The 15,338-nt window shown below is 38.2% G+C and carries 14 protein-coding genes; 3 read left to right on the top strand and 11 right to left on the bottom strand.

Going from position 1 to position 15,338, the window contains the following annotated elements; translation table 11 throughout:
- Positions 1-128 precede the first annotated feature (128 nt).
- The 7 genes from QF042_RS03055 to QF042_RS03025 form a co-directional block, all read right to left on the bottom strand.
- On the bottom strand, positions 129-701 hold the full coding sequence (locus QF042_RS03055) for a hypothetical protein (RefSeq protein WP_307525244.1): 573 nt from the start codon (positions 699-701) through the stop codon (positions 129-131).
- Positions 701-1,993, bottom strand: a complete 1,293-nt coding sequence (locus tag QF042_RS03050) for an OmpP1/FadL family transporter (protein ID WP_307525242.1) — start codon at positions 1,991-1,993, stop codon at positions 701-703. The genes QF042_RS03055 and QF042_RS03050 overlap by 1 nt, the downstream gene beginning before the upstream one ends.
- A gap of 1 nt (position 1,994) precedes the next feature.
- Positions 1,995-2,729, bottom strand: coding sequence for a type III pantothenate kinase (locus tag QF042_RS03045; RefSeq protein WP_307525240.1), 735 nt, complete (start codon positions 2,727-2,729; stop codon positions 1,995-1,997).
- A 155-nt stretch (positions 2,730-2,884) separates the two neighbouring features.
- Positions 2,885-3,865 carry a DUF6427 family protein gene (locus QF042_RS03040; RefSeq protein ID WP_307525238.1) on the bottom strand — a complete coding sequence of 327 codons (981 nt, stop codon included), beginning with the start codon at positions 3,863-3,865 and terminating at the stop codon, positions 2,885-2,887.
- A gap of 988 nt (positions 3,866-4,853) precedes the next feature.
- Positions 4,854-5,843 carry a glycosyltransferase family protein gene (locus tag QF042_RS03035; RefSeq protein ID WP_307525236.1) on the bottom strand — a complete coding sequence of 330 codons (990 nt, stop codon included), beginning with the start codon at positions 5,841-5,843 and terminating at the stop codon, positions 4,854-4,856.
- A gap of 20 nt (positions 5,844-5,863) precedes the next feature.
- Positions 5,864-6,718, bottom strand: a complete 855-nt coding sequence (locus QF042_RS03030; protein ID WP_307525234.1) for a UDP-2,3-diacylglucosamine diphosphatase — start codon at positions 6,716-6,718, stop codon at positions 5,864-5,866.
- A 784-nt stretch (positions 6,719-7,502) separates the two neighbouring features.
- Positions 7,503-10,010: a YfhO family protein gene (locus QF042_RS03025; protein WP_307525232.1), complete on the bottom strand. Its 2,508-nt coding sequence runs from the start codon at positions 10,008-10,010 to the stop codon at positions 7,503-7,505.
- A gap of 129 nt (positions 10,011-10,139) precedes the next feature.
- On the opposite strand from QF042_RS03025, the gene QF042_RS03020 reads away from it, so the two are divergent.
- The 3 genes from QF042_RS03020 to QF042_RS03010 all read left to right on the top strand — a co-directional run bounded on the left by QF042_RS03020 (position 10,140) and on the right by QF042_RS03010 (position 12,492).
- Entirely contained in the window at positions 10,140-11,225 is a 1,086-nt protein-coding gene (locus QF042_RS03020) for an alginate lyase family protein (protein ID WP_307525229.1), read from the top strand.
- A 60-nt stretch (positions 11,226-11,285) separates the two neighbouring features.
- Positions 11,286-11,792 carry a GbsR/MarR family transcriptional regulator gene (locus QF042_RS03015; RefSeq protein WP_307525227.1) on the top strand — a complete coding sequence of 169 codons (507 nt, stop codon included), beginning with the start codon at positions 11,286-11,288 and terminating at the stop codon, positions 11,790-11,792.
- Positions 11,793-12,042: 250 nt separating this feature from the next.
- Positions 12,043-12,492: an SRPBCC family protein gene (locus QF042_RS03010; RefSeq protein WP_307525225.1), complete on the top strand. Its 450-nt coding sequence runs from the start codon at positions 12,043-12,045 to the stop codon at positions 12,490-12,492.
- Positions 12,493-12,498: 6 nt separating this feature from the next.
- Here the strand turns inward: QF042_RS03010 and QF042_RS03005 are convergent, their stop codons facing one another.
- The 4 genes from QF042_RS03005 to QF042_RS02990 form a co-directional block, all read right to left on the bottom strand.
- On the bottom strand, positions 12,499-12,948 hold the full coding sequence (locus QF042_RS03005; RefSeq protein WP_307525224.1) for a nuclear transport factor 2 family protein: 450 nt from the start codon (positions 12,946-12,948) through the stop codon (positions 12,499-12,501).
- Positions 12,949-13,409: 461 nt separating this feature from the next.
- Positions 13,410-13,658 carry a DUF4834 family protein gene (locus QF042_RS03000; protein WP_230151222.1) on the bottom strand — a complete coding sequence of 83 codons (249 nt, stop codon included), beginning with the start codon at positions 13,656-13,658 and terminating at the stop codon, positions 13,410-13,412.
- Between the two features lie 127 nt (positions 13,659-13,785).
- The gene (locus tag QF042_RS02995) at positions 13,786-13,983 is read right to left on the bottom strand and encodes a YwbE family protein (protein ID WP_086548157.1); all 198 of its coding nucleotides are present in this window, start codon (positions 13,981-13,983) and stop codon (positions 13,786-13,788) included.
- A gap of 56 nt (positions 13,984-14,039) precedes the next feature.
- A complete protein-coding gene (locus tag QF042_RS02990; RefSeq protein WP_307525218.1) occupies positions 14,040-15,332 on the bottom strand; it encodes a DUF3472 domain-containing protein in 1,293 nt (430 codons plus the stop codon).
- Positions 15,333-15,338: the final 6 nt, after the last annotated feature.

Here is a 15,338-nt window from a genome sequence, read left to right as displayed (position 1 = left end):
GATTGATTGAGAGATTGATTGAATGAGAGAATGAGGGAATTATTGATTGCTTGAATGACTGAATGATAGCAAAAAAGTAAGTCCACTTAACATTCACTCATTCAAAATTCTATCATTCACTCATTAGGTTAAGGCGCCACACCTTCCTTCATATTCAATTCACCGTTTCCACTATCCATTTCATAAGTGCTAAAATCTTGTGGGGCTTTAAAGTTAATACCTTCGCCAATACTACCATCTACACCTTTCACATATACCCGCTGATTGGAATAAAAAATCTTCTTCGATTCATCCCAAATTAATTCTTGTGAGGAAAAGGTATCACCCTTACTGTTTTTCACCACTACGTTTTTCCTGAATTCGGTCTTAAGCTCATTGTCTTTCCTAATGGCATAATCGCAAACCAGGTTCCCATCAATGGTTCCGTTCGGATTATAGAAATCGATATTTACACCCTTAATCATTTCCTGATAAGCGCTTCCGTTGGTAGGGGTAACCTTATCCATTATCGGCGCATAACCTTTAGCCTTAATTCTGGCCGAATCGCTATAAGTAATATCCACACCAATGGTACGGTCTCTGCTTAAGATTACTTTATTTGGTGACACTGAATTGGCATTTTTTAGATCGTCGTCTCCACAGGAAGCCAGAAAAAAAGGCAACACCAGGAACAGACCATATAAAAATGCTCTCCAATTCATTAGTCTACACGATACTTACGAAACCAGGTATCGTTCAGGGTAAAACCTAAGTGGAAATTAATATACTGCTCTTTAACCAGATTATTGGTTAATGTTCCTCTTTGTCCAACTTCTGTTGTAAAATTGATTTTATAAAATGCAGTACCGCCATTAGCAGTAGGTAGCGGGAAGCCAAAACCTAACGATGCACCCATTTGTTTGATATCCTGATTACCGATCTTGATATAAGTTTTATCGTAATTAAAACCAATGCGATAGTCTACACGTTTCATATAACTGTTGTAAGAAAATGCATCTGGCGTCCACTGGCCACCCAATGAAGCGCCCCAGCTATCTTGCAGGCCCTGGTTTACATTATTGATACTGGTTGCAGACCATTTACCCATTCTAAAATCGGCACCAATCATCCACTTATCATTTTGCTGGATAGAGATCCCAAGATTATGCGTTAACGGTAGGGTAAGATTAGATTTTCCGTTATTCGCGATATTTAACGTATCGGCTGCAGGGTTTTCATTACCACTTTGATCTCTTGTGTAGAACGTAGCAAAAGAAGTTTGTGTTGAATTTATTTTCCCGGATGTACTTCCAGAATAACCCAGGGTCATAATTGTTTTTTTACCGATGTTAAAATCGTACTGGATGCCATAAGAATAATTTATACCACCAACGCTGTTTTTATTTTGAAGTTTAGCGTTATAAGCCCCTACCGATTGAAATTCGGTAGCACGCGTAGTTTGGAGATTACCAAAAATATATTCTAAGTTACCACCAATTCTTAAATGATCCCCAAAACGATAGCCGTACCCCAGGTAAGCTTTTGATAAGCCACCTTCGCCTTCATAAAGCTGATCTAAAGTAGTTGTATCAACTTTGGTCGTGTTTCTGTAAGAATAACCTAGATCTGAGTAAGGTAAAATACCAAAACTCAGGGCCGATCTCCTGGTAACCGGAGCCGCGAATGCCAAATGACTAAAAGTAGAATTGAAACTCGTTTCCTTTAAATTGCTTCGCGAAAGACTGGTTAAACCAGCGCTCATACCCACATCAATAGTGGTTAAAGTTATTCCGGCATAAGATGCTGGGTTTTGCATATTGATATAATTGAACCCGGTTACTTTACCTACTGCGGTAGAAATTCCACCCATTGCTCTCAGCTGAGGCAACAAAGATCCTTTTATATTTCCAAGTCCATATCTTGAATATGGTGATGAAGTGGTAACCTGTGCCTGCGCACTTAAACCACAAACTAGAACGAGTATGGCTGCAATATAATTTATTCTTTTGTACATTTTAATCTGCAATAGCTTCATTTAATCCTTTTAATACTAAGTAAGGATCTTTTATAATTTGAGGCGCAAAGATGCTGTTTTGTAATTGTTTATACAAAAAATTAGCATCACCCCCCGTTATAATTACCTTCAGAGCACTTTCTTTTTTATTATTTAGGGCAATAAAGCCTTCAATTTCGTTTATTATTCCTTGTAAAACGCCGTTTTTGATTGCCGATGGTGTATCCGTACCTTCTACAATATCTTCATTTGCATCCCACTCTACCAAAGGCAAACGGCCCGTAAATTCGTGCACAGCCTTAAAACGCATTTTAATGCCCGGGCTTATACTTCCACCAAAATATTCCTTCGAGCTCGTTAAAACATCGTAAGTAATACAGGTACCTGCATCAACCACCAAACTTGCATTTGTTGGATGTAAGCCATTTGCACCCAAAATAGCAGCCCACCTATCGAGTCCTAAAGTAACCGGCGTTTTATATCTGTTTTGTACGCCATTCGTCAACATGGTTGAAAAACGGATATACCCGGTATGCTTTTTTAAAAATACTTCTAATGGTCCAATTTCCTGGCTAACACTGCTGATAATGGATTTCGCAGGCGAAAACTTCTCAATCAATTGAGCCAGATCAAGTATTCCAATTTTATTGAAACGCTGATGATGAACAATTTCCTGATTTGCAAAAACCGCAACCTTAACAGCAGAATTTCCAATATCAATGCTTAGGCTACGCATTTAAAATCTCCCACTGCAAATAATATGTTCTTAGCAATTCCAATGATCCCATTTTTTATCCATCTTGATTAAAACTAAAAAAGCTTTAATTCTAAAATCATGCACAAAGCTATTAATCTTTGTTAAGTTTCGTTCTAGTTATTTGTTAAAAAAGGTTAAACAAACAGAAAATACTGTATAGAAAGCACAAATAAAACGAACAATGTTTCGTAAAACCAACGTTTTTTGGCATTGCTAAAATAGTAGGCTAACAGTACCGATCCAGGTGGTACACAGAGTAAGAAATGCCATGTCCTGAAATCTGGTTTAAGGTAAAAACTAGCTGCAGAAATAATAAACATGAAAAACAACAGCTGAAAACTTTTCCTCGTACTGATAAAACTCCTGAAGAAATTTTCGCGGAGCTGTAGCGATGCCAGTATGATAATTACCGTTACCGGAATCAGCACCAGGTAGTCGTTATAGTTGATTTTAAAAACCGAAGGAAACTTATTGCCTAATGGCTTCCAGATCTGATAAAACGAGCTTAAATTATCTTTCCAATAATAAAATACGGCCAGAAAAAAGAAAACCGTAATAAAGCCAATTAAGCCCGCTACCCATTCGCGCCAGTTAAACGATCTAAAAAGCAACAACGCTAAAAAGATCATGAGCAACATGGCCATAAACGGAAAATAGATTAATGTTCCAACCCCAATAATCATCCCGATATCGAAAACAGTGGTTATGGCGTTGGCACTTTTACCCAGTTTTAAAAACTTATCTATAATCCAAATCAGCAGAAAGTTGCACAACAATGCCGGACTCAAAATCATAAAAGGCATAAACAAGCTTGTTCCGGTAATAAACATCAGGCCAGGAAGGAAACTGGGTTTGGCCAATAAATTATGATTATTGACAACCCGGTTGAAAATTAGCGCCTGTACATAAACCAAAAGTGCTGCAATAAAAATATTGGTATATGGCGTAAAGGCATTGTCTAAATCTATATTAATCAGCAATCGGGCAAATGGCTCCAAAAAATCAAAATTCAGCTTCTCGTGCGTTTCATGAAAAATGGCAATGCGCAGAAAGAACGTGTATGCCAGCAAGAATACGAGGTTAATTGGATTTAGCTTTCTAAACTGATTAATCATGCCTTTTTAAAGAGTAGGCAAAGTAAAGAAAATAATTTAACAGTAGCAGAAGAAAGATAAAGAGCGGAGGGCGGTAAGCGCTGAGCGGAAAGACCAAAGCTTAAAGACCAAAGCGGAGGGCAGTAAGCGTTGGGCGTATAGCGGAAAGACCAAAGCTTAAAGACTAAAAAACAAGGTTCATGCGGTCATCTACCTTATAAAATATATCAAAAGGTTTGTCAGTCTGAGCGGAGTCGAAGACCGTTTGATGGATAAAAGGAAAATTAAAGACATCCATAAAGCTGTCTGTCTGAGCAGAGTCGAAGGCCTTTTTGTAGGCAAAAACAAAAGAATGGCTCTGTATTTTTAGAAAAGCAGGTTCCTGTTTGTATCGCTTCAACCAGCCCTGCCATCCGCTTTACCTCACTACGTTCGGTGCCCGCTCCTGTCAGGTTTAGATGACGCAGTATTGTGTCACGAATTAGAATAAGCCGAAAGATTAAAATATACTCAAAGATTTGTCAGTCTGAGCGGAGTCGAAGACCGTTTGGTAGGTAAAAAGAAGAAATGTTATAGAAAATTCTAATAGGTGATGTAGCTAACCATGCCCAAAAGTGCTGCTCTGCGTTAAATAAACCCGGGAGTAGCGACAGCCCCGATACTTTACCGATGAATCGCCACTAAATTACGAATGACGGGGCTGTACAAGCCAAAAGCTACTAGCATTCATTTCCAAATCAAACAGCTAACGCTGGTGAGTAGGTTCATCATAGAGATCCTTCGGCTACGCTATAATTGACAGATTCTGATAGAATCGTCGTCCTCTCGACTGAAGCGCAGTCCCGAACTTTCAGGAGAGAGATCTATCTAGGCAGATTTCTCGAATGCGTTGCACTTCGCTCGAAATGACGGTATCTCGAGGGGATAAAATAAATTACTCCTCAGGATGACAATCCGAGGGAATCGACTTTGGACTCAAGACTGCCGACTTAAGACTCAGGACTAAAAACTAAACCCTGGCATATTTCTTCACCATATCATCAATTATTTGGGCAGTTTCATCCGGAAAATTAAACTCATGCTGTTGCGGATTTTCTATCCAGTTTTTGATAATAGGCAACCAGTTTCTGGTACTTCCCCAAATCACAGGCAACCCAAACTGTTTTAAGGCATAGGCATTACATTGTTGTTCAAACTGAAAACGCATAGGCGCAACCAGCAACTTTTTCTTTAAATAAAGTGCTTCTGCGGGGCCTTCGAAACCACCGCCGGTAAACAAACCTTCACAAGTGGCCAGACTTTTATTAAATTTTTCGTTGTTAACAGGCTCCACAAAAACGTTCCCTTCCTGGTAGGCAACTTTACTGTGTTTAGAAAAAACCTGCCATGTAATATCAGGTAGCTGTGTAAAGAGCTTTACCAAACGTTTATCGTCAATGGCTGGAAGATAGACCGTATAATGTCCTAAATTTTCACTTTTCAGGTTTCGGATCTCTGCCCTGATTACCGGAGTATGGATAAAGCTATCGTAACGATCGAAATGAAAGCCAATGTGGTATTTGGTAGGTGCATAGCGGCTCAAAATAAGCTTCCCCCAATCTAAAGTTCTTGGGCGGGGTACTTTTTTAGATTTAAATGCAGCCTGATGGCTCAATGACACACATTCTATGCCCTGCAGCTTACAGGCCCAGGCGCTTACAGGTTCAAAATCGTTAACGATTAAATTGTACTCTTTAAGCGGCAGCTGCTTCATATCTTTCCTAAAGCGGAAAAGATTCATGTTCAGCCATGTTTTAAAATGGTCTACACCACCTTTTTTTCCAAAAATAAAACTGAAGCCATGTAACTGGTATTTTACGGGCTGACTGAGTTTCACATCGGCCTGTGTTCCACTTACTAAAATATCCAATTCGCCATACTGCTGAAGCAAAGGGATAATTTCCCTCGCCCTACTGATATGACCGTTACCTGTTCCCTGTATTGCGTAAAGTATCTTCATTTATGCCCGAATATCATAAATTATTGGGCAATTTCATATTTTATATTCTGTAAAAGAATATTTATGTCCAGTTTACTTTTTAAATCCTCGGCATCAGAAAGGATTCCTTCATCCAATTCATCTTTCGTAAAATGCTGATGCTCGTATTTAAAAACCGTCCAGTTTTTGTTTTCATATTCTAAAGCGGTTAAACTTTCTACCCAATCGCCACTGTTCAGGTAAAGCACTTTACCATCTTCGGTAGCAATTTCGCGTTGCTCAGCCTGATGAATATGACCACAAACGACATACTGATACCCTTTTTCGATAGCCAGTTCTGCTGCTGTTTGCTCAAAACTGTTTATAAACTTTACAGCATCTTTAAATTTAGCTTTGATTTTTTTCGAAAAACTCATCTTTTCTCTTCCAAATGCGGTGAGTATCCAGTTTACAAAACTATTAATGAGGATAAGCGTATCATAGCCAACCGCGCCAAGTTTAGCCAGCCATTTAGAATGTTGCATGGTTACATCGAAAACATCACCATGAAAAAACCATGCTTTTTTACCATCCAGTTCTAAGATTAACTTATTCTGAAGGTGGAAAGTCCCCATTTCCATACCATCAAACTTGCGGAGCATCTCATCATGATTCCCGGTCAGGTAGTGAACCTGCACACCTTCTGACACGAATTTCATCAGTTTACGGATCACTTTCATGTGCGATTCGGGCCAATAACTTTTGCTGAACTGCCAGATATCGATGATATCGCCGTTTAAGATCAACGTTTTTGGCTTTATGCTCTTCAGATATTTTAGAAGTTCTTTTGCATGGCAACCATAGGTGCCTAAATGTACATCGGATATCACGACTACATCGACATTTCTTTTATCCATAAACGGGAAATTTTAGGGGGAAAGATCTTATTACCGCTCGGTTAAAGCAGTTTAGAGATAAATTAGTTGTGTTACCACTCCTCTTCCTCATCGAGTTTTACCTCAAAGGGGCTAAAGAAATAAAGTACAACAATTAATAAACACACGGCAAAGAATGATTCTAACATATCATCTGATTTACATTACAAAGGTAAGACTCTGTATATCAAACAAATGTTACGACATTGTTAAATTATTATTCTATTTGCTAAAGATTGTTAAAATGACGTAGGAGGAGTATTTGTTAAATAGTTCATTAGTATGGTTACTTGTATAATTGGTTAACTGGTTAATTGCAGAATAGCTTAATTGACTTAAGGACTTTGAACTTCGACTAAGCTCAGGATGACACGTAGCGTGATATCGACTTTGGATTGTTGAATAAAGCTTAGGGTTGATTGCACCTTATAGATCCTGAAACAAGTTCAGGAGGACGATCGCAAGTTTGAACGGCAAGAATCACAAGGTACTCAGTGAATTTATCTTAAAGATTTTTTGACTGCGCAATCATTGACGGATTCCAAAAGAAAGGTCGTCATCTCGACTGGAACGCAGTGGAATGGAGAGATCTATCTGGACAGATTTAGCTTCGCTGAGCCTTCGGGTTCTCGACTGCGTTGCACTCCGCTCGAAATGACGGGAGAAAAGAAGAGATGATAAGTTGCTGGGAGTGAACGACTTAGAACTTAAAAACAAAACCCCGCAAGATTTTGATCTTGCGGGGTGTAATCTATCTAAGAAAATATTAAGCCTTAACAGCTTTCTTTTTCTTCTTTTCTTCTGAGTAAAAGCCAAAACCTAATCCGGCCAACAATAAGATCGATCCTGCTAAAGAGATTTTCTCTCCGGTATAATACGATGTTGGGTGGAAAATAAACTCAAGTTTATGATTACCAGCTTCTAACTGCGCTGCACGTAAAACGTAATCTGCCCTGAAGTAAGGCTTTTCAACACCATCGATATACATTTTCCAACCTTTATCATAATAGATTTCTGAAAACACTGCAATTACATCTTTAGCGGTTGAGTATTCATAAGTTAAATGATCAGGATTATAATTCGTTAATTTAATAAAACCTTCCTGCCCAGTTCCCAAACGCTTGGTATCCATCGAATTTTTGAAGCTTTCATCAACAATGGCTTCTTTTTTAGCATCAAAACTGCTAATGGCTTTCATTTCTTCATCAGCGTTTTTGGCAAACTGCACACTTTGTACAAACCAGGCATTACCTGCAGCCGTTGCATTACGCTGCATTTTATACGATCCGTTTTGCTGATCCTGCGTAATGATGTACTTCGTATTTAACATATCCAGAACATCCTGGTTAACACTTTTAGTAAATTGATGCTGAATGAGTTCATCATAACGTTTCAGTTTAGCGGCATGGTAACCACCAATTGTTTTATGAAAATTAGAGGTGCTGGCGTCGCTAAAAGTATTTATGGAAGCATCAAATACCCTGAAATTCGGATCTTTATCCGCCATAATAAAATTATCAACGTCTCTTGGTTTGAAAAAATCTGAAGCCGTTTTTTTGTATTCAAAGTTTTGGTTATTTAAATACCTGCGGTCTACCTGCCACATATCTACCAAAACAGCCAGCCCTAACAAGCCTAAAGCCAGTTGTGAGTTCAATTTCTTAGTAATAAATGCCCAAACGATTCCGAAACCGATAACCACGAAAAAGAATGAACGCAAAGCATCGGCACGACCTATTGCAATTCTATCTTCCACTAATCCATTTGCTATCTTTTGCGCAACGGCAGCATTATTTTGCAAAGTCTGCGTTAAAGCCTGCACAATCTGCATATGGTTTGATGCTTTAAAGCTGAAGAACAGTGTAGGCACGATGGCTACAATTAAAGCAAAACCACCAGTAATAGCAGCCGACCAGGTTAATTTCCTGATCAAAACCTTTTGGTCTATAGCTCCATCCTGAATTTCTTTGATTCCTAAAATGGCTAATATCGGAACCATTAAGCCAACTACGGCCAAAATTGATTCAACAGCTCTGAATTTATTATAAAGCGGGAAATAATCGAAGAATAAATCGCTTACAAGCGGGAAGTGGCGGCCAAAAGAAAGTAAAATAAATAAAACGGTTGTTGCCAGGATCCACCATTTTAACTGGCTACGAACAATGAACAAGCCAAAAACAAATAAGAAACAGATAATTGCACCGAAATAATAGCCTCCCTGGGTAAATGGTTTCTCACCCCAATACTGTTGCATATTTAGTTGCCCTCCCAATTGCTGGATCGCTTGTGCGGTTTGAGTAGGGTCTCCTCCTGTAATTTCGGCAACAGCTTTATACATATTCCCTTCAGGTTTCACCAACTTATCTACTCCTGAAGCACCTCCGTATAAATCCGGAATTAAAAAGGTAAAACTTTCGCCAACACCTTGGCTCCATTGGTAAGCATATTCTTTTGACATGCCCGCCCCTTTTTCTGCTGGTGCTGATTCTGTAGTGGTTAGGTTCGATTTGCCACGGTTTGTTTCTTTCGCATATTCTGCGGTAGACCATAACAAACTGGCGTTAATCATTATTGCGATAGCTACCGAAAAAGCAAGAAAAGCGAACGATCTTAATAGATTTGAAACGGTTTTGTTTTTAAATGCCTGGTAAAACTCTACAATAACAAAAATAAAAATAGCCAACATCAAATAATATGTCATTTGGACGTGGTTAGTTCTTATTTCAAGCGCTAAGAATAGCGCCGTTAAACTCGCTCCATACCAATATCTGCCCCTTAGGGTTAACAATATACTGGCTATTATTGGCGCGAAAAAACCAATCGCCAGGGCCTTGCTACTATGCCCGCTGGCAATTAACACAAAATTGTACATCGTAAATGTAAACGCAATTGCACCTGCCGCAGCTAACCAGGGATTAACCTTTAATACAATAAACAAGAAATAAGCCCCTAAAAGCAATAAAAGAACTGTACCTGTTGGATTTGGCAAGGCTTTGGTAATTAAAGCAATTCCATAAGTAGCACCATTATAGGCATAAGGTACCCAAATTTGATAGGCAGGCATACCGCTAAACATCTGGTTGGTCCAGAGTGGTGCCTTACCATCCTTTTCTTTAAAGTCCATAATTTCCTTTTGCATCGCTTGCGATTGGATCACATCGCTTTGCGCAGGGGCTTTACCTACCAAAACAGGACTGAAGTAGGCAAAAGTGATGACTACAAAAAATGCAATAATGGCTAAGTGAATGCCATTTTTATTAAACCAGTTATTCATTAAGGTTTGTTTAAGTTTAAACGAACGTCAAAAATAAAAAATTGGGCGGTATAAAAAAGTAATAAATTAAATGCATGCTGAATAAAAAATTAGATTTGTAACAAAGAATAAAAATTCAACCTATTTATTATGAGAAAGTTTGTGGTTACAATCGCGCTGGCTTTATTAACTTTTTCTTCGTTTTCGCAGCTCGTCAGTTTAAATATCAATGAAATTAAAAAGCTGAAAAGCCAGATCAAAAATGATGGGGAAACCCAAAAACTATACCTGGGCTTTGAAAAATCGACATTAAATTATCTAAACGAACAACCGAACCCCATTGATACCATCAGAACTGAAGGATTATTGAAAGGAAATCCAAAAAAAGAAAAGACCAGATTAGCGCTGGCTGATATGAACAAAATGTTTGCACTGGCCTTACAATACCGGATTACCGATGATCAAAAATATTTAAACAAATGTGTAGAATTTCTTGATGCATGGGCCAAAATCAATAAACCGAATGGCGATCCTATTGACGATACCAATCTGGATAAAGCCATTGAAGCTTTCGATCTGATTAAAAAAGATATCCCAACAGCTGATAAAAAACAGATTGAGCAATGGCTTACTGAAACGGCCTGGGCAGAAATTAACAGCAAACGAATGAAAGCAGGGAGAGCCACGGCCATTAATAATTGGAACGCCCACCGGCTAAAAGAAGTTGGTGAAATTGGTTATACCTTAAACAATCAAAATTTTATTAAATGGACCATCGAAAATTTGAAGAGCCACATTAATATCAATTTATATCCCGATGGAACAAGTTTGGATTTTAAAGAGCGCGATGCCATGCATTACCACATTTACGACCTGGAACCTATGCTAAAGTTGGCCATTATAATTGATAGGGCAAACGGTACTAATTTTTATAACTACGAGTCGCCAAAAGGATCGTCGATCAAAAAATCGGTAGAATGGCTGATTCCATACATCAATGGCGAAAAACAACACGAAGAATATGTAAATACCACCGTTAAATTCGACCGCGACCGGGCGAAGAATAATGAACCAGGGTTTGCTCCGGGGACTATGTTTAAACCAGATTTGGCTTTACCTGTAATAAAACTATCTGTCTATTTCGATAGGGCACACGCTGATCTGTTAAAAAAAGTAAATAACAATGATACCAGCTGGCAGATGGTGTTAGATAAAATACAACGCGAGAGCAAATAGCTTCAAACAAACAAACTTTCAAGAATTATTGAAAGTTTAAAAATAAATTTATATTTGTGTATGGAACTAGCAGCAGCGAAATTAAAATTTATAGAAGCCTGGGGTAAATTAGGCTCCGAATGGGGAATTAACCGCACCATGGCCCAGGTACATGCACTATTGTTAATTACGCCTGAAGCACTTACCACCGAAGAAATTATGGAAGCGCTTAGTATTTCCAGGGGCAATGCCAACATGACGCTGCGCGATTTAATTGGATGGGGCTTAATTGAAAAACAACACAAAGCCGGTGAGCGCAAAGAATATTTTTTTGCCGATAAGGATGTTTGGAATATTTCCCGTCAGGTAGCCAAAGAACGAAAAAAAAGAGAATTAGAACCTATTTTAAAAGTTTTGAATGAGCTGTCAACGGTAGTAGGTGATGAAAAAGACCCGGCGTTTAAAACCTTCAAAAAATCAGTAAGCGATATTAACAAACTGGCTGTTAACGTAGATGAAACGTTAGAAACGATGCTTAAAGCCGAAGAAAGCTGGTTCTGGGGTTCGGTATTGAAGGTGTTTAAATAGATTTGAGAGAGAGGTATTGATTAGTAAGATTTGAGTATCAAGTAGTAAGTATCGAGTATCAAGACATATTCACCCTAAACGCCAAGCGCTAAACCCTAAAAAGTTTTACCCTCAAGTTTAGTTTAATTTTTTAACCATGTCTTTCATTTTTTTACTGAAAACATAAAATTAAAACAAGAGATGGCCGAAAAGACTAAAGCTGAAAGACCAAAGAAGATGAAAGTGTAGAAAAAGCCTAAAGTTAACAGTGATGCCTACAATTATCTTAAAAACATTGATTAACGCCCGAATTGAAAATTGTTTCGATCTGGCCAGAAGTATCGATCTCCACTTACAATCAATGAAAGCCTCTGGAGAAAAAGCAATAGCTGGAAAAAAAAGTGGTTTGATCGATTTAAATGAATCGGTTACCTGGCGAGCCAGGCATTTTGGCATTCCATTCGAAATGACAAATAAGATTAGCACAATGGAATATCCAAAGCTATTTGTAGACGAGATGGTGAAAGGTCCCTTTAAAAAACTCCATCACCAACACCAGTTCATAACAATAGATTCTCAGACAGAAATGACCGATGTTTTTGAGTTTCAGGCACCTTTTGGCTTATTAGGCTGGCTTGTAGAAAAAATATTTCTTAAAAATTACATGTTGAAACTAATTGAGAAAAGAAATAAGGAAATCAAATTTCAAGCTGAAGGTTAATGTGTGCTATTTGTGCCTTGCGCTATCATTAAATTGCCAAAGCACATTAATAATCTTCCAGGCACCATTTAATTTAACAAGATGCATGTAATCTATCCATTCATCTGCTATTAGTTTAACCGAAGCTGTTTTCTCAGAAATATCAAGCATTTTAATCTCCTTTTTAGGAACAGCAGGGAATTTATCTTTTTTGCGGTTATAGCTTTCAGCTAAGATAACCATCGATTCTGCAGAGGTTTCACGAACATAATCTTTGTTGGTTTCCTTATCCGTCCAAAATGTGCGTTTAACCAGCCTTGGGTGCAAAGCTTGCTCCATTTGTTTAGGGTTTGGGCTATGTTGCGATTCTATATAATCAAGGACTGCACGTTTGATTTCTAAACTATCCTGTTTTGTTTGGCTAAAGCATTTCGCACTTATCATCCACAAGGAGATAAAAACAATAAAGTATTTCATAGTTGCCAGTATATTTTTGGTTTTCGAGTTGAGAGTTAAAAGTATTAAACTTAAACTATATACTTTAAATTATTGCTTTTTGAATTCAAACAAAAAAGAGTCTGTGTCCTAAATATAGAATTGTCATCCTGAGGGTTAATTTATTATATAAAAATCAATATTAATGACAAGAGATTTAAGGAGATAAATCTCCTCAGATTATCGTCATTGCGAGAAGGCTTTTTCAGCCGACGAAGCAATCTTTATAGCAGGATCACTAGCAGGAAAGATTGCTTCGTCGTTCCTCCTCGCAATGACGACCCTTCTATAAGAATCTATCAATGGTAGCTGGTCGAAGGACCCGTTTTAAATGCCTTACAAGGCGTTTCGACAGGCTCAACGTGACAAAATAAAAGTGAATTACAATTTATGACACAGCCTCCTTTAAACAAAAAACCCTGAAACAAGTTCAGGGTTTAGTTTTATTTCACTTCTTCGTAGTCTACGAAGTCGCCGAGTTTATCTGTTTTACTTTGATCAGGCTTTGGAGGCATATAATCTATCGAAATAGCGCCTTCGGGTTTTGACCGTCTTTGTTGTTGCTGGCCTGTAGCCTGACTTTGCATTTTGCTGGCCAGGTTATTAAACAGCATTGGCAGAATTAACCTAATCAACATTCTGATCAGCCAAAGTACCAATATTGTGATGAAAATAAATTTTACTAATGCCATTCTTTAAATTACTGTTGTTACAAATATAGACGTCATAAAATTTATTTTGTTACTTATTGAGCCTTTAATTGCATTTTGATTACAAATATAATACGTAAATAAGCCCATAAAGGTTTTAATATCGCCATTAATCTTCAATAATTTCAGCTACGCGGCCAACCTGGCCATCTTCGAGCCTCACTTTTATCCCTCTTGAATGAAATGCGGATGAAGTAAGCAGATCTTTCACCACGCCATAAGTGATGTTTCCTGATCGTTGATCTTTCTTTAAAATAATTCCGACTTCTAATCCTGGATAAATGTCTTTTCTGTTTTGCCCGTCCATGTATGCTGAAATAAGATAATGATTAAAGCCTCAAAATTCCATAATTATTTTGAGTGTTAGGGTAATTTATTGAAATCTATTTCGGGTTTTTTACCTGGAGTGCTTCTGGTAAAGATTTTTCCTGGTGTGGTATAATCGTTAAAGAAACCACCGTTCTTTAAATAAAAGGCGTCCTTATCTACTCCCCCCTGATAGTCCATCCGATATCCTTTTGTTCCTGTATTATCGGTAGTAAAGCGCGCAGATTTTAATTCAATCCAAGTGCCTTTATCATCGCAGATCCATTGGTTATTAAACAAAACTTTTCGCGATAAGTCTCCCTGCACAGGTGAGAAATTTTCTAAAAAGGAATGGAAGCGTTTTAAATAAGTTTTAGTCTGTGGCCTGGTAAAACTGGCTATCAACTGCCATTTATTGGTTTCGGGCGCAAAGAAATAAGCCGTATACGTGGTTAGGCTATCTTTTCCAGGCGCACCATGCAACAAGAATTTATAGGTGTTTCCTGCCTTCCACATATAGTTCAGGTAACTCTGACCTCCTGCGCCTTCATTACCAAATTCTCCTGTGTGTACACCTTCTCCTTTCTTAAGCATTTTAATCTTATGCGATTCCGGAATGCTTTTAGGATCATCGGTATGGAAAGGGCTCCATACCGAAAACAAGATATGTCGTTCTGTTGGACTATTTACCTGCATACCGAAATAACCTTCACCAAATCCATTCGCCATAAAGTAAGAGCCTAAAATATCTTCACCTTTTGGTACGGTTACCTCATTGTAGTACCACTCTGCATTTACATTTTCTGGTTGTTGGTAGTTTAAATGAACTGATGGCCCGCGTCTGCCCCAATGAAAGAAGTTACCTTCGTTGTTTTTAACATAGGCCGTTTTGCCTTCAAGAGCTGTACCGCTGATGGTTAAGGTTTGTATTGAAGGAAATCTGCCAGCACTTTTGCTAATTCCTTTAATGGTTAGGGCAACATAGCCGGTATCTTTAACGGTCCATTCGCCAATCTTGCCATCGAAAGCTTTAGTTTCATCGATACTTACTTTTTTAGGTTGATTATTGATCGCAAATTCCAGGATAGATTGGCCCTCGGCAATAGGTTTATCGTTTAGTGAAATAACTACGGTACCCGGCCTGGAAACCCTGAAATACACCGTAAAATATTCTTTTGGATTAGACCAGTTTATAATTCCTCTATTAGACAGGGTCCTTTCAGAATCCTGATGTAGAGAACTGTAAGCATTGCCTGCAAGCGGCAGGGATATTGTCGCAGAATTTTGGGCCTGACTTTTCAGACCCATAACGCCGAGTACGATCAGCGTCACTAGTTTTAAAGATTTCATTTGATG

It is taken from the genome of Pedobacter sp. W3I1 (assembly GCF_030816015.1).
Taxonomy (GTDB): domain Bacteria; phylum Bacteroidota; class Bacteroidia; order Sphingobacteriales; family Sphingobacteriaceae; genus Pedobacter.
The sequence above is the reverse complement of the archived record's forward strand: the minus strand, read 5'-3'. Positions and strand labels throughout refer to the sequence as shown.

What these genes read in the sequence shown, in the direction of transcription:
- QF042_RS02995 (WP_086548157.1), bottom strand. Translation starts at nt 13,983, where the DNA reads ATGGACGGGCAAAACAGAAAAGACATTTATCCAGGATTAGAAGTCGGA.
- QF042_RS03035 (WP_307525236.1), bottom strand. Translation starts at nt 5,843, where the DNA reads ATGAAGATACTTTACGCAATACAGGGAACAGGTAACGGTCATATCAGT.
- QF042_RS03030 (WP_307525234.1), bottom strand. Translation starts at nt 6,718, where the DNA reads ATGGATAAAAGAAATGTCGATGTAGTCGTGATATCCGATGTACATTTA.
- QF042_RS03020 (WP_307525229.1), top strand. Translation starts at nt 10,140, where the DNA reads ATGAGAAAGTTTGTGGTTACAATCGCGCTGGCTTTATTAACTTTTTCT.
- QF042_RS03045 (WP_307525240.1), bottom strand. Translation starts at nt 2,729, where the DNA reads ATGCGTAGCCTAAGCATTGATATTGGAAATTCTGCTGTTAAGGTTGCG.
- QF042_RS02990 (WP_307525218.1), bottom strand. Translation starts at nt 15,332, where the DNA reads ATGAAATCTTTAAAACTAGTGACGCTGATCGTACTCGGCGTTATGGGT.
- QF042_RS03040 (WP_307525238.1), bottom strand. Translation starts at nt 3,865, where the DNA reads ATGATTAATCAGTTTAGAAAGCTAAATCCAATTAACCTCGTATTCTTG.
- QF042_RS03005 (WP_307525224.1), bottom strand. Translation starts at nt 12,948, where the DNA reads ATGAAATACTTTATTGTTTTTATCTCCTTGTGGATGATAAGTGCGAAA.
- QF042_RS03025 (WP_307525232.1), bottom strand. Translation starts at nt 10,010, where the DNA reads ATGAATAACTGGTTTAATAAAAATGGCATTCACTTAGCCATTATTGCA.
- QF042_RS03010 (WP_307525225.1), top strand. Translation starts at nt 12,043, where the DNA reads ATGCCTACAATTATCTTAAAAACATTGATTAACGCCCGAATTGAAAAT.
- QF042_RS03000 (WP_230151222.1), bottom strand. Translation starts at nt 13,658, where the DNA reads ATGGCATTAGTAAAATTTATTTTCATCACAATATTGGTACTTTGGCTG.
- QF042_RS03015 (WP_307525227.1), top strand. Translation starts at nt 11,286, where the DNA reads ATGGAACTAGCAGCAGCGAAATTAAAATTTATAGAAGCCTGGGGTAAA.
- QF042_RS03055 (WP_307525244.1), bottom strand. Translation starts at nt 701, where the DNA reads ATGAATTGGAGAGCATTTTTATATGGTCTGTTCCTGGTGTTGCCTTTT.
- QF042_RS03050 (WP_307525242.1), bottom strand. Translation starts at nt 1,993, where the DNA reads ATGTACAAAAGAATAAATTATATTGCAGCCATACTCGTTCTAGTTTGT.